This is a genomic window from Kluyvera sp. 1366, assembly GCF_054823405.1.
Window position 1 is genome coordinate 33,030 of record NZ_JBTRDW010000004.1, and the last position, 13,456, is coordinate 46,485.

Here is a 13,456-nt window from a genome sequence, read left to right on the forward strand (position 1 = left end):
TTTTGGTTGTGATGTGCTTAGCGGATGCGCACCTGTAAAACAGGAAAACCCCTTTACCATTCGCACATTCCGTAGCGGCGCGATTTATCGCGCAATAAATTGCGCCGCTACGGAATGTGCATTGATTGAGTAAAGTGCACTCTCGCTTAACGGCCACGCATTACCCATAATAGACCGCATCTGAAATTAACCAGACAGAGATGGACATGGAACCTTTTACCGCAGGATTAATCTCCCTCGAAGACGCGCAGCAAAAGATGCTGCAACAGTTGACGCCGATTAGCGATTCGATCAACGTCTCGCTGTTTGAGGCCGCCGGACGTATCACCGCCAGGCCGATCAACTCGCCGCTCGATGTGCCCTCGTTTGATAACTCGGCGATGGATGGTTACGCGCTGCGTCTGGCCGACATCGCACCCGATCGCGTGTTCCCGGTGGCCGGTAAAGCCTTCGCCGGTGCGCCGTTTAACGGTGCGTGGCCCGCGGGCAGCGTAATCCGCATCATGACCGGCGCGCCGATTCCCGCCGGTTGTGATGCCGTGGTGATGCAGGAGCAAACGGAGCAACGCGACGGCGGCATTGTCATTACCGCGCCGGTGCAGACTGCGCAAAATATTCGTCGCATCGGTGAAGACATTCAGGCGGGCAAACAGGTGCTGGACGCCGGTGTGCGCCTCGGTGCGGCCGAACTGCCGCTGCTGGCGTCGCTGGGGATTGCTGAAGTCAGCGTGCTGCGCAAACTGCGCGTGGCAATCTTCTCCACCGGCGATGAACTGCAGGCGGTCGGCCAGCCGCTGGCGGAAGGTCAGATTTACGATACCAACCGCTTTACCGTGGCGTTAATGCTTAACAAGCTGGGCTGCGAAGTGATCGATCTCGGCGTGATTGCCGACGATCAGGCGGCGCTGCGTACCGCCTTTACCGAAGCCGATCGCCAGGCCGATGTGGTGATCAGCACCGGCGGCGTGTCGGTTGGCGAAGCCGATTTCACCCGTGCGATACTGGAAGAGCTCGGCGCTATCACCTTCTGGAAACTGGCGATCAAACCGGGCAAACCCTTTGCTTTTGGTCGCCTGGCCAATAGCTGGTTCTGCGGTTTACCGGGCAATCCGGTTTCTGCGGCGGTAACCTTCTATCAATTGGTCCAGCCGCTGCTGGCCACCTTAACCGGCCAAACCACGCGCATCATGCCGCTACGCCAACGTGCGCGTGCTACGCAACGTTTGAAGAAATCGCCGGGTCGTCTCGACTTCCAGCGTGCGATTCTCAGCCGCGGTGACGATGGCGTGCTGGAAGTGCGCAGCACCGGTGCGCAAGGTTCGCATGTGTTCAGCTCGTTCGCGCTGGCTAACTGCTTTGTGGTGCTGGAGCGCGAGCGCGGCGATGTGGAACCGGGCGAATGGGTGGAGATCGAAGCCTTTAATAGCTTGCTGGAGGGCTAATGAGCGTTGAGTTGAGCGATGAAGAGATGCTGCGCTATAACCGTCAGATTGTCCTGCGCGGTTTTGATTTTGATGGCCAGGAGAAGCTAAAGGCGGCACAGGTGTTGGTGATCGGCCTCGGCGGACTCGGCTGTGCGGCGGCGCCCTATCTGGCATCGGCGGGTGTGGGACATCTCACGTTGCTCGATTTCGACAGCGTTAGCCTCAGTAATCTCCAGCGCCAGATCCTGCACAGTGATGCGAAAATTGGCGTAGCGAAAGTCGCCTCGGCGCAGCAGCAGTTGGCGGCAATTAATCCGCATTGCCAGCTGGAGCCGATTGATGCGCAGCTGGATGACGCGCAGCTCAGCACGTTAATTGCGCGCCATGATGCGGTGGTGGATTGCACCGATAACGTCGATACCCGCGAGCAGATCAACCGCCTCTGTTTTCAGCACAAGGTGCCGCTGATTTCCGGCGCAGCGATTCGCATGGAAGGCCAGCTCAGCGTGTTTACCTGGCAGCCCGGCGAGCCGTGTTATCGCTGCATCAGCCGTTTGTTTGGCGATCAGGTGTTAAGTTGCGTGGAAGCTGGCGTGATGGCGCCGTTGGTGGGTGTGGTCGGTGCTATGCAGGCGATGGAAACCTTAAAAGTGCTGACGGCTTTCGGTCAACCCGCTAGCGCACGCTTATTGATGTACGACGCGATGAGCGCGGAGTTCCGCAGCATGAAGGTGGCGCAGGATGCGCATTGTGAAGTGTGCGGTGAATCAGGTCGCCATGAATGACGACCTTGCGCGAGGTATAACGCTGGCAGCTGACGTGCATAAAGGCGTGTATGCCGGGTCCGGAGTAAAGCCTCCGCCGCAGGGATGCGGCGGCCGAGGTTACAGGGAAATATTTACACCGTCGTTACGCAGCGACCCGGCATTTTCGCCTGATCGGCGCCGAAACCTCACAAGCCTTAAACAATGCCCTGACTGCGCAGGTAATCTTCGTAATTACCCGTGAAGTCGATAATACGATCGGCTTTCATCTCCATCACGCGGGTAGCCAGCGAGCTCACAAACTCACGGTCGTGCGAGACGAAAATCAGGGTGCCTTCGTACATCTCCAGCGCCATGTTGAGCGATTCGATCGATTCCATATCCAGGTGGTTAGTCGGTTCATCCATGATCAGGATGTTTGGCTTTTGCATCATCAGCTTGCCAAATAGCATGCGACCCTTTTCACCACCGGACAGCACCTTAGCGGGCTTGTTGATCTCGTCGTGACCAAACAGCAGACGACCAAGAATACTGCGCACCGCCTGTTCGTCATCGCCTTCCTGCTTCCACTGGCTCATCCAGTCGAATACCGTCAGATCGTCAGCGAAGTCTTCCGCGTGATCCTGGCCGTAATAACCAATGCGCGCATTCTCAGACCATTTCACTGTGCCGCTATCCGGCGTATGTTCACCGACCAGCGTTTTCAGCAACGTAGTTTTACCGATACCGTTGGCACCGAGAATCGCCAATTTCTCGCCGACTTCTAACATCAGGTTGAGTTTATTAAACAGCGGACCGTTATCAAAACCTTTGGTCAGCGCTTCAACTTCCAGCGCATTACGGAACAGCTTCTTATCCTGATCAAAACGGATAAACGGGTTTTGACGGCTGGAGGCTTTAACTTCTTCCAGCTTAATTTTATCAATCTGTTTAGCACGCGAAGTCGCCTGACGCGATTTAGAGGCGTTGGCGCTAAAACGGCTAACAAACGATTGCAGATCGGCAATTTGCGCTTTCTTCTTGGCGTTATCCGATAATAAACGTTCGCGTGACTGGGTAGCCGCGGTCATATATTCGTCATAATTACCCGGATAAACGCGCAGTTCACCGTAATCCAGATCCGCCATGTGCGTGCACACCATATTCAGGAAGTGACGGTCATGCGAAATGATGATCATGGTGCTGTTACGTTCGTTGAGCACTTGCTCCAACCAACGAATGGTATCGATATCCAGGTTGTTGGTCGGTTCATCGAGCAACAAAATATCAGGATTGGCAAATAATGCCTGCGCTAAAAGGACACGCAATTTCCAACCCGGCGCAATTTCGCTCATCGGGCCGTAATGCTGCTCCACAGGAATGCCAACGCCCAGTAATAATTCACCGGCACGTGATTCTGAACTGTAACCGTCCATCTCGCCGTATTCGACTTCAAGGTCGGCCACTTTATAGCCTTCCTCTTCGCTCATTTCTGGCAATGCATATATACGGTCACGCTCTTGCTTCACTGCCCACAATTCATTGTGGCCCATGATCACGGTGTCCAGCACACTATATTGCTCGAAGGCAAATTGGTCCTGACGTAACTTACCGATACGCTCATTTGGGTCGAGGGAAACATTTCCACCCGTTGGCGCCAAATCGCCGCCCAGTATTTTCATAAAGGTAGATTTACCGCTGCCGTTCGCACCGATTAAACCGTAACGATTACCGCCGCCAAATTTAACGGAGATATTTTCGAACAGCGGCTTACTGCCGAACTGCATGGTGATATTGCTGGAAACTAACACGGCATTGACCTTTGTTACGCAGTGGAGGAAAAAACAGCGGGCATTATGCCAGAAGCGGGCACCCGGACGCCACCTCTGCGCCAGAGGCAGAGGTTACGTTGGGCTAAAGGTGTTGTTGCTCATAAAGAAATAAAAACAACAAAAAAGCCGGGGGCATTTGCCCCCGGCTCCCACTTACAAGGATTGTGCGGATTATTTGATCAGGAAAGTGTCGAGGCTTTTACCTGAATCCAGCGCTTTTTTAATCGCTGCTGGTGTACGGCCCTGACCGGTCCATGATTTTACTTCACCGTTTTCGTCGGTGTAGGAATATTTTGCCGGGCGTGGTGCACGCTTAGCGCGTTTTTTACCAACTTCCAGAGCGCCCAGTAATTCGTTCGGGTCAATACCATCAGCCAGCAGCATTTCGCGATATTTAGACAGCTTCTCTTCTTTTTCGCGGTTCTGCGCTTCTTCAGCGTTTACTTCGTCACGACGTTCAGTCACGACAACCGTTAATTTTTCCAGAATTTCTTCCAGATCGCTCAATGGCAGTTCACGAGCCTGCGCACGTAATGTGCGAATGTTGTTCAGAACTTTAAATGCGTCACTCATCACAATGTCCTTGCTTAAGGGGGTTAAATAAACTGTAGTGGCAAGATTACCTAATTCAAATAAAAAAATAAATTAATTTTATTGCCCGGATTAATCTGAAGTTGCTTACATATTTCTTACGTTAGGGTTTAAAACGCGGATAACCGCTTTAATTAACCCTGAATTAACAAGCGTAATGTGTTCCATATGTAGCAACTGGAATCGATTTCAAAGCAATATTCCCAGGTAATAAACAATCATTTAGCGGCTATTACGCGCTGCAGCATTAGTGAGCATAATGGTAAGCAAGGATTAATGGTGTAACGTAAAACCTGATGTCATCACGGATTATTATATTGCCCGGGATGAGAGAAGAATCTCATTTTTTCATATCGTGCCGATAAAAAAAGCCGGTGTTTAACCGGCTGCTAAGGGAAATTAATGCACTTCCGTTGCGGGACCAAACACAGAATAGTCTGGCAAATTGACGTTTTGATAAGGTTCCCAGCCACCGCCCAGCGCTTTATATAACGCCACTAAATCAAGTGCACTTTGCATCCGCGCCTGCGTCGATTGCGCTTTAGCTTGCGCCAGTTGTCGCTGCGCATCTAATACATCGAGGAAGGTGGAAATACCCTGACGATAACTGTCGCTGGCCAAATCAAATGCACGTTGCAGTGCGCCGGTGGTTTCATCCAGCGCTATAACCTGCTGCTGATCGGCGCGATAACTGACCAACGCGTTCTCCACATCCTGCAGCGCAGTTAATACCGTTTGCCGATAATCAAGCGCCGCGCTGGCTTGCTGCGCGCGCGCCAATTTTACGCTGGACACTAAACGGCCGCCCTGAAAAATTGGAATCGACAGCGACGGACCAACGCTGAAGAAGTGGCTGCTCCAGTCATCCAGATAGCTGGCATCGGTATTTCGCACGCCCAGTTGCCCGGTGAGCGACAAGCTGGGGAACAGCTCGGCAACGGATACGCCAATATTCGCGGTCTGCGCATGCAGTGTGGCTTCAGCCTGGCGAATATCCGGACGTCGCCGCGCCAGCGTCGACGGAATGCCCACCGGCACCAATTTCGGCAAATCAGGCAGCGGTTTTTTGTTCATCAGTTCGTTATCCAGTGCGCCCGGTGTTTTACCCAGTAGCACCGCCAAACCGTTCATTGCCTGCAACTGCTGCGCCTGATATTGCGGCAGCTGCGCATTCAGCGAGGCTAATTGCGCGCGGGCATTTTCCACATCCGTGGTCGGCGCTAAGCCGTTTTGCTGCTGGCTTTTTGTCAGTTCCCAGGTTTGCTGCGCGACCTCAATTTGCTGCTGCAAGGTCGCCAACACCGCCTGCGAACCGCGCAATTGCAGATAGGCGCGCGCCACTTCGGCTTCCAGCGAGACCAGCGCATCGTTGCGTTGTTCTATGGCCGCCTGCTGCTGCGCATCCGCAGCTTCCATCTGGCGGCGTACTTTGCCCCACAGATCCAGCTCCCAGCTGGCGTCAAAGCTGCCCTGATAAAGGGTGACAGAATGGTCTAAACCGTTCAGCTGGCTGGCGACATCGCTATCAACCTGGTCATAAACGCCGTTGGATTTCAGCAAGCCTTTTAAACCGAGCTGCTGACGGGTCACTTTTGCCGAGCCGTTAAGCGAAGGGAATAACCCACCGCGCGCCTGCGCCAGCTGCTCACGCGCCCCGGCAATACGCAGCACCGATTGTTGCAGCGTTAAGTTGCCGGCAATAGCGCGCTCAATCAGGCTATCAAGCTGCGGATCGTTAAAGCTTTTCCACCACAGCGGATTGGTTGCTGCCGCCAGCGGCTTAGACGCTTGCTGTGAAGGCAAATCATGGTAACCGCCCGGCGTGTGCGCCTGCGGCGGCTGATAATCAGGTCCTACGGCACATCCGGCCAGCAACAGTGACAGCGCCAGCAACGTCAGTGACGGCGTAGAGCGCGAAAACTTACTCATTTTAATGTGCTCCTGCACTGCCTTCGCTCTTGATCGGCGAAAGCAACCAACAAAATGGAATCAATAGCAACGCCACGATACTCAGGCCCGTAAATACGTCGATGTACGCCAGAATACGGGCCTGCGCGATCATCTCCTGGTAGAGCTGCCCGCTCGCCAGCACCAGCGGATCGCCCACTGCGGTGGTGAAATTACGGATCGAATCAGCCCAATGCTGCAGCGTGAGATTGTAAGGCTCATTGAGCGGCGACATGTTGTGCACCATGGTGGCCGATCGCGTCTGCATGCGTTCGGTAATGCCCGCCGTCGACAGCGAAATTCCGATCGAACCCGCGACGTTACGGAACATGGTGAACAGCGCCGACGCATCGGCGTTTAATCGCTGCGGCACGGTGATGAACGCAATGGTGGTCAGCGGCACAAACAGGAAGCCAAGGCCAATCGACTGCGCGCTGCGCATTAACACCAGCGTGGTGAAATCAACGTTGGGCGTAAGCCGGGTGGAATAGAAGAAGGCGCTGGCAAGGCAGGTGAAGCCGAACGCGATGATGTAGCGCGTTTGCACAATCGGCATCAGCTTCAGCACGATGGGTATCGTCAGCACAATCAATATTGCGCCGGGCGACAGCACCAGCCCCGACCAGGTTGCGGTGTAACCGAGATCCTGCTGCGCCAGTTGGGGAAGTACCACCGAACTGCCGTACAAAATCATCGCCATGCCCGCCATCAGCAAGCCCGCCACCCAGAAGTTACGATCCTTCATTACGCTAAGATCGACCACCGGTTTGCGGGCATACAGCAGCCAATAAATGGCGCCGATAATGCCTATCACCGCCAGCATGGCGAACAGGCGAATGAAGTGCGAGGCAAACCAATCTTCATCTTCGCCACGATCGAGGAACACCTGCAGACAGCCAAGCCCCAGCGTGATCAGGCTGATGCCAATGTAGTCGATCTTCAGGCGGCCTTTATCCCACTTGCGCTCCCACGGCGGATCTTCCAGCAGCTGGTAAATTGCCATTACCGTCAAAATACCGACTGGAATATTAATGAAGAACACCCAGCGCCAGCTGTAGTTGTCGGTGATCCAGCCGCCGAGCGTCGGACCAATCACCGGCGCGACGATAATCGCAATCGACGATAGACCAAAGGCTTTGCCGCGATCTTCCGCTTTGAAGTAATCGAGCAGCACCGATTGCTGTACCGGCTGCAATCCGCCGCCAAAAAAGCCCTGCAGGATGCGGAACAGAATGATCTGCCACAGCTCCGTCGCGATGCCGCACAGGAAGGAGCAGATGGTGAACATCACGATGCAAATCAGGAAGAACTGCTTGCGGCCAAACAGGCGGCTGAAGAACGCCGAAATGGGCAACACGATGCCGTTCGCCACCAGATAAGAGGTTAAAACCCAGGTCGATTCGTCGTAGCTGGAGGAGAGCGAACCGGCAATGTGTGGCAGCGCGACGTTAACGATGGTGGTGTCGAGGATCTCCATAAACACCGCCAGCGTCACCGTAATGGCGACCAGCCACGGATTGCTGGCCGGACGCCAGCTTTCGCTCGCACTCATTCCACTGTGACCTTCGGCTCAACCGACAAGCCCAGCGGCAGCGGATGATTGGGATCCAATCCTTTATCGATAACGATTTTCACCGGCACGCGCTGCACGATTTTCACGTAGTTGCCGGTGGCGTTTTCCGCCGGGAAGGTGGAGAAGCGGGAACCGGATCCCATCTGCACGCTATCCACATGTCCTTCCAGCTTCATATCCGGCCAGGCATCGACACTGATTTCCACTTTATTACCCGGCTTCATGCGCGCCAGCTGTGACTCTTTGAAATTGGCGTTAATCCAGATTTCAGGCGAAACCAGCGAGAACAGCGCGCTGCCAGCCTGCACCAGCGTGCCGAGTTGCACGTTACGCTTGGTGACAAAGCCGTCGTAAGGTGCGCGAACCTGGGTATAAGAGAGATTCAATTCGGCGGTGTTGAGCTGCGCCTGCGCCTGCTCAACCTGCTGCTCACGCGCTTCCACATTGGTTTCCTGCTGGCGGATTTGCAGCTTCACCTGAGAAGCCACTTCAACCTGCGCCTTAGCGCTTTGCAGTTGCGCTTCAGCCGAACGCAATTGCGCAGCGGCAGTATCAATATTGCGCTGTGAAGTGGCACGGGGATCAACACCGCGCTGGCGACGATAATCGGCCTGGGCGTTGAGCAAATTGGCCTGCGCTTTGGCCTGATCGGCGAGAGCTTGATCGCGCTGTGCCGGATACTGCACGCGGGACAAGGCTAACTGCGCCTGCGCCTGATGCAGCTGCGCCTGGGCCAGACCAAGCTGGGCTTTGGCCTGATCGCGCTGCGCTTCACTGTCGCGCGCATCGATCTCCACCAGCAAATCGCCCTGCTTCACGCGCTGGTTATCGCGCACCAGCAGCTTGACCACATATCCGGCCGCTTTCGGCGCGATGGTCACCGCATTGCCTTCGGTAAAGGCATCATCCGTGCTTTCGATATTGCGCGTGGTGAGCCAAAACCATAATCCCACCACGATCATAATCACCACCACAATGGCGAGAAAAATCAGAGGTTTCTTTCCGGGACGTTTACGTTCTGGTTCGTTGTTATCTTGATGGGTATTGGCGGTTTTTTGCGGATCCTGCTGATCGCGTTCAGACGGTTGATTCTGGTTTTCCATAATTTTTCATCGTAGGCAGTTGTCCCGATTCCCGGGCAAAAACGGTCAACATAACCTTAGATGGGAAATTGACAAATGCCAATGCAACTTTACATAAGCCGACATTGGCACGGTGCTAACGCATGAGGTGTAACAGCAGCCATCCGCCTAACATCGACCAGGCCAGCATCGGGATAGAAAACAAGTGGAAACGCCACCAAACGCGCGCGTCCTGCGCCATCCGCAAGGCAATCAGGTTGGCGAGCGAACCCGGCAATAAGCCAAATCCGCCGATATTCACTGCCCACGCCAGCACCTCCGACGGTGGCACTTTCTGCAAAAGCAGAATGGTGGCGGGAACGTTACTAATGAATTGCGACAAGCCAATCGCCAGCAAATAGATTCCGCCCTCGCCTAGCTGACCGATAGCGGCAAAGTGCGGCAGCAGCCAGGACAAATGCATCAACAGGAAGACATCGATAAACATCGCTACGAACACCAGCAGCAAACTCCAGTCGATGCTGATCAACACGCTGCGCGCCATGACCAGGAAACAGGCCGCCACCAGCAGCAGCGCCCAGCCGGTCATTTTCAGCTCGAGCGCGACGATAAATACGATATACAGCAGCACGCTAATCGTGAACAACGGTTTGCGCCACGCCTGAGTTTCACTCTGCTCATGCTTTTGGATCGCACGCGCCGGGAAACTCCACCAGGTTAACGCCATCAGCGAAAGCAGTAAAAATGCCGCCAGCGGCGCCATCTGCGCAATGAAACCGGGCACGCTAAGCGTGCCGTGACTCCACAGCAGAATGTTTTGCGGGTTACCAACCGGCGTCAGTAAGGAACCCGCGTTCACTGCCAACGCTTCGAAAATGATCAGGCGCGAAATGGGCAGCCGCGAGAATTTACGCAGCGTCAGCGTGAGCGGCACCAGAATAAACAGCGCAACATCGTTGGTGAGAAAAGTTGAGAGTAACGCGGCGGCGCACACCATGAATAACGCCAATGCGCGTTCATGCTGGAAACGCTGAATCAGACGTGCGCCGAGCACATCAAAATAGCCGCTGTTTTCCAGCCCTTTGGTCAGCATCAGTAAGCCGGTGAGCGTCATGATGGTATGCCAGTCCACAGCGGAAGGCAGTTGCGACCAGCGGAAATTCGCCAGCGGCAACATGATCACACCCAACAGCAACAACAAATGCAAAATACGATCGCGCATAAAAGAACGAAGCAGATTGGGCATGATGGCGGAAGGCCTTGTAGTTAGCGATTCTCGTAGAATTTCTGGAACACGGCCAAAGTTTCATCACTAACGTGATGCTCCAGGCCTTCTGAATCACGGCGCGCGGTTTCCGGGCTAACGCCCAGCGCCAACAGGAAAGTTTCAACAATATGATGGCGGACGCGGCTCGCTTCAGCCAGCTTCTCGCCTTCGGCGGTGAGGAATACACCGCGATACGGCACTTGCTCAACCAAACCGGTGGTGCCAAGACGCTTTAACATTTTCGCCACTGTCGGCTGGGAAACCCCCAAACGTGCAGCCATATCCACCTGACGCGCTTCGCCAAATTCACGAATCAAATCAGAGATTAATTCAACGTAGTCATCGATCAGCTCACGACGATGCGCCTCGCGCACCTGACGAAATCCTTCGACATGCTCCTCTATCTCTTTTAGCGGGCCCTGGGGCATGTTGGTGGCGATTTTTGCACGACGACTCATCTAACTTCCTCTTTATTATCTGCCGCACTTTACCTGCGGTGCGGGCTGGCTGCGCCCATTGTAAACCAGGCACAAATAAGCACAAATTTTTCCTAAATAGTGTTGGCTAAAGAGTATAGCCAGTGCTATCTTTGTTGATAATGTAAGCGAATAGCTTATAAAGGCTACAAAGAAATGTCGTCATTCACTCGGGAGGTGAACATGACTACCATGAAAAACTGCCTCGACTGTGGCAAATGTTTCCAGGCTGAACAAAGCAAATCGGCTTTTGAGCTGAAATCGCTGCTGTGCCTGTTGACCCGCTCGCCGTTTGCGCTGCGCTTGATGCTGATTGAAAAGCTCACCGGCAAACAGCTGGTTGAACGTCCGTGCCCAAAACTGATCTGGCGCGGCTAATGTTCCCGACGCATACAAATTCCAATAAAGCCCGCTCATGTAGCGGGCTTTGTGTTTCTGGCGGCAGGTAAATCGTTAATCGCGCCCATAAAAAAACGGTCCCGAAGGACCGTTTATTGTGCAACTGGTCTAAGCAAGAACTTAGAAGCTGTAACCTACGCCAGCAATCCAGGTGCCAACGTCAACGTTGCGGATACGGCTCTGCTCGTAACCCACGTCAACAGCGATGTTTTCGATTGGGTTGAACTGCATGCCCGCACCGTAAGAGAAACCGTAGTCGCTTGAATCAGACTTAGAACGTACTGAATTGTCGTTCTGCTGGTATTTACCGTAACCCACACCAACAACACCGTAGATGCTCGCCCAGTCGTTCAGACGGTAAGCAGGACCACCGGTGATGCCGTAGTACTGAGCTTTGTTATAAGCGCCAGCATCAGTACGATCTTTTTCGGTATAGGTGAAAGAACCGATCCAACCCAGTGGGTTAGTACCGTCTTCGTAACGATATTTCAGGTTGAAGCCGTTTGCTTTGTTAGCAACGCCTTGATAATCGCTCTGAGCGTAACCACCGGTAACGGTGCTTTGTGCCATGGCAGAACCTGCAGAAACTGCAAGTACACAAGCCAATGCTGAAAGACATGCAATTTTTTTCATAACCACCTCAAATGTGAATATACTTCTCTCCTGACAACGCTTTAAATATAACAAAAAACAGCAAGAAACTCTGCCCGCATTTTGTTGTCTAACAGATTGTTTGGTGTAACAGAAAGTTAATGAAGTTTCCTATGTCATTCATTTTACTTATAAAAAGCATCATATTCCTGCAGCATAAATTTCGATCACAAAAAATGCCTTTAAGTAAATTCCTAAACTAACCTGACGTTTCTTTACGGAAATGGCACTAAAAATGGCCAAATTCTGACCTGTCAGCGCGTTTTATTTCCCCGATTCGCGTCTCCTTATTTGCCTGAGATTCCATTACACTGAGCGCTTGTTACTCTGCTGTTAATAAATAAAAGGAATGGATTACAGGATGTCTGCCCCTCTGACGACCAAAAATATGGCCCCGGTGTTGTTCCCTATTGCTGTGCTGCTGATTGCCATGCTCTCGCTACAGGGCGGCGCTTCACTGGCAAAATCGATGTTTTCCACCGTTGGCGCCACCGGCATTACCGCGCTGCGTCTTGGTCTTGGCACCCTGATTCTCTGCATTATCTTTAAACCCTGGCGTTTGCGCTTCACGCGCGAGCAGCGCAAACCGCTGCTGATGTACGGCTTAGCGCTGGGCTGCATGAACTATCTCTTCTATTTAGCGATTCGCACCGTGCCGCTGGGCGTTGCCGTCGGATTGGAGTTTTTGGGTCCGCTGACTTTGGCGTTGATCGGCGCGCGTCGTCCGCTTGATTTTCTTTGGGTGTTGCTGGCGGTGGCGGGTTTGTGGTTCCTGTTGCCCATCGGTGAAGGGATGAGTCATATCGATCCGCTCGGTGCGTTGCTGGCGGTAGGCGCGGGTGCCTGCTGGGCGGTGTACATCCTTGCAGGACAGCGTGCCGGCGCGGAGCATGGTCCGGCGACGGTGGCGATGGGTTCGCTAATTGCCTCGGTGATTTTTGTGCCGCTCGGCCTGACCTTTGCCGCGCCGGGCATCTGGCATTGGGAAGTATTGCCGCTGGCACTGCTGATCGCCCTGCTCTCCAGCGCCATTCCCTATTCTTTAGAGATGATGGCGCTGACACGACTGCCGGCACGCATTTTTGGTACCTTAATGAGTCTGGAACCGGCGATGGCGGCGTTATCAGGCATATTATTCCTGGGCGAGCTATTGACGCTGAAGCAGTGGATTGCGCTGCTAGCGATCATCATCGCCTCGGCTGGTTCAACGCTCACCATGAAACAAAAAAGCGCAAAAATAAGCGAAGTCGACATTACGCATCCGCAATAAATATTCAATAATTCAGCCTGCTGCGCGGCAGGCTAAATATAGAAGCATTCTCATTATCATTTTTAACGCGGTATTAAGATTTTTCCGTTATTATTTTGCAACACGTTTAATAAATAATTAACATGCCTCACAAGCATCTGTTTTAACTGAAATAATCATCAAGATGCACAATCCCTGAGCAATATTAAGGTTTATCTATTC

At 53.4% G+C, this 13,456-nt stretch carries 12 protein-coding genes; 4 read left to right on the forward strand and 8 right to left on the reverse strand.

Going from position 1 to position 13,456, the window contains the following annotated elements; translation table 11 throughout:
• Positions 1–206 precede the first annotated feature (206 nt).
• Together moeA and moeB are read left to right on the forward strand one after the other, a co-directional pair.
• Entirely contained in the window at positions 207–1,442 is a 1,236-nt protein-coding gene (moeA, locus tag ACVLVH_RS09445) for a molybdopterin molybdotransferase MoeA (protein ID WP_304622232.1), read from the forward strand.
• A complete protein-coding gene (gene moeB / locus ACVLVH_RS09450) occupies positions 1,442–2,209 on the forward strand; it encodes a molybdopterin-synthase adenylyltransferase MoeB (RefSeq protein ID WP_192413925.1) in 768 nt (255 codons plus the stop codon). The genes moeA and moeB overlap by 1 nt, the downstream gene beginning before the upstream one ends.
• 176 nt (positions 2,210–2,385) lie before the next feature.
• On the opposite strand, the gene ACVLVH_RS09455 is transcribed toward moeB, so the two are convergent.
• The 7 genes from ACVLVH_RS09455 to mntR all read right to left on the reverse strand — a co-directional run bounded on the left by ACVLVH_RS09455 (position 2,386) and on the right by mntR (position 10,917).
• Entirely contained in the window at positions 2,386–3,978 is a 1,593-nt protein-coding gene (locus tag ACVLVH_RS09455) for an ABC-F family ATPase (RefSeq protein WP_064741202.1), read from the reverse strand.
• A gap of 192 nt (positions 3,979–4,170) precedes the next feature.
• Entirely contained in the window at positions 4,171–4,572 is a 402-nt protein-coding gene (locus ACVLVH_RS09460) for an H-NS family histone-like protein (protein ID WP_101761007.1), read from the reverse strand.
• Between the two features lie 417 nt (positions 4,573–4,989).
• The gene (locus tag ACVLVH_RS09465) at positions 4,990–6,519 is read right to left on the reverse strand and encodes an efflux transporter outer membrane subunit (RefSeq protein WP_101761008.1); all 1,530 of its coding nucleotides are present in this window, start codon (positions 6,517–6,519) and stop codon (positions 4,990–4,992) included.
• Position 6,520: 1 nt separating this feature from the next.
• Positions 6,521–8,089 (reverse strand): DHA2 family efflux MFS transporter permease subunit, encoded by a 1,569-nt coding sequence (locus ACVLVH_RS09470; RefSeq protein ID WP_110865813.1) that lies wholly within the window; start codon positions 8,087–8,089, stop codon positions 6,521–6,523.
• Positions 8,086–9,213 (reverse strand): HlyD family secretion protein, encoded by a 1,128-nt coding sequence (locus ACVLVH_RS09475; RefSeq protein ID WP_176970930.1) that lies wholly within the window; start codon positions 9,211–9,213, stop codon positions 8,086–8,088. Before ACVLVH_RS09475 ends, ACVLVH_RS09470 begins: the two co-directional genes overlap by 4 nt.
• 115 nt (positions 9,214–9,328) lie before the next feature.
• Complete coding sequence (locus tag ACVLVH_RS09480) at positions 9,329–10,438, reverse strand: SLC13 family permease (protein ID WP_192413927.1); 1,110 nt, start codon at positions 10,436–10,438, stop codon at positions 9,329–9,331.
• A 20-nt stretch (positions 10,439–10,458) separates the two neighbouring features.
• Entirely contained in the window at positions 10,459–10,917 is a 459-nt protein-coding gene (mntR, locus tag ACVLVH_RS09485) for a manganese-binding transcriptional regulator MntR (RefSeq protein ID WP_101761012.1), read from the reverse strand.
• Positions 10,918–11,118: 201 nt separating this feature from the next.
• Between mntR and ACVLVH_RS09490 the strand changes: the two genes are divergently transcribed.
• Entirely contained in the window at positions 11,119–11,313 is a 195-nt protein-coding gene (locus tag ACVLVH_RS09490) for a hypothetical protein (protein ID WP_312463826.1), read from the forward strand.
• Positions 11,314–11,454: 141 nt separating this feature from the next.
• Here the strand turns inward: ACVLVH_RS09490 and ompX are convergent, their stop codons facing one another.
• Complete coding sequence (gene ompX, locus ACVLVH_RS09495) at positions 11,455–11,967, reverse strand: outer membrane protein OmpX (protein WP_101761014.1); 513 nt, start codon at positions 11,965–11,967, stop codon at positions 11,455–11,457.
• 379 nt (positions 11,968–12,346) lie between these two features.
• Here ompX and rhtA point away from each other — a divergent pair, with 379 nt between their 5' ends.
• The gene (rhtA, locus tag ACVLVH_RS09500) at positions 12,347–13,255 is read left to right on the forward strand and encodes a threonine/homoserine exporter RhtA (protein ID WP_280172625.1); all 909 of its coding nucleotides are present in this window, start codon (positions 12,347–12,349) and stop codon (positions 13,253–13,255) included.
• Positions 13,256–13,456 lie beyond the last annotated feature (201 nt).

Excerpts from the sequence above, each read along its gene's own strand:
- moeA (WP_304622232.1), top strand. The coding sequence starts at position 207 with ATGGAACCTTTTACCGCAGGATTAATCTCCCTCGAAGACGCGCAGCAA.
- mntR (WP_101761012.1), bottom strand. The coding sequence starts at position 10,917 with ATGAGTCGTCGTGCAAAAATCGCCACCAACATGCCCCAGGGCCCGCTA.
- ACVLVH_RS09475 (WP_176970930.1), bottom strand. The coding sequence starts at position 9,213 with ATGGAAAACCAGAATCAACCGTCTGAACGCGATCAGCAGGATCCGCAA.
- moeB (WP_192413925.1), top strand. The coding sequence starts at position 1,442 with ATGAGCGTTGAGTTGAGCGATGAAGAGATGCTGCGCTATAACCGTCAG.
- ompX (WP_101761014.1), bottom strand. The coding sequence starts at position 11,967 with ATGAAAAAAATTGCATGTCTTTCAGCATTGGCTTGTGTACTTGCAGTT.
- ACVLVH_RS09470 (WP_110865813.1), bottom strand. The coding sequence starts at position 8,089 with ATGAGTGCGAGCGAAAGCTGGCGTCCGGCCAGCAATCCGTGGCTGGTC.
- ACVLVH_RS09480 (WP_192413927.1), bottom strand. The coding sequence starts at position 10,438 with ATGCCCAATCTGCTTCGTTCTTTTATGCGCGATCGTATTTTGCATTTG.
- ACVLVH_RS09490 (WP_312463826.1), top strand. The coding sequence starts at position 11,119 with ATGACTACCATGAAAAACTGCCTCGACTGTGGCAAATGTTTCCAGGCT.
- ACVLVH_RS09460 (WP_101761007.1), bottom strand. The coding sequence starts at position 4,572 with ATGAGTGACGCATTTAAAGTTCTGAACAACATTCGCACATTACGTGCG.
- ACVLVH_RS09465 (WP_101761008.1), bottom strand. The coding sequence starts at position 6,519 with ATGAGTAAGTTTTCGCGCTCTACGCCGTCACTGACGTTGCTGGCGCTG.
- rhtA (WP_280172625.1), top strand. The coding sequence starts at position 12,347 with ATGTCTGCCCCTCTGACGACCAAAAATATGGCCCCGGTGTTGTTCCCT.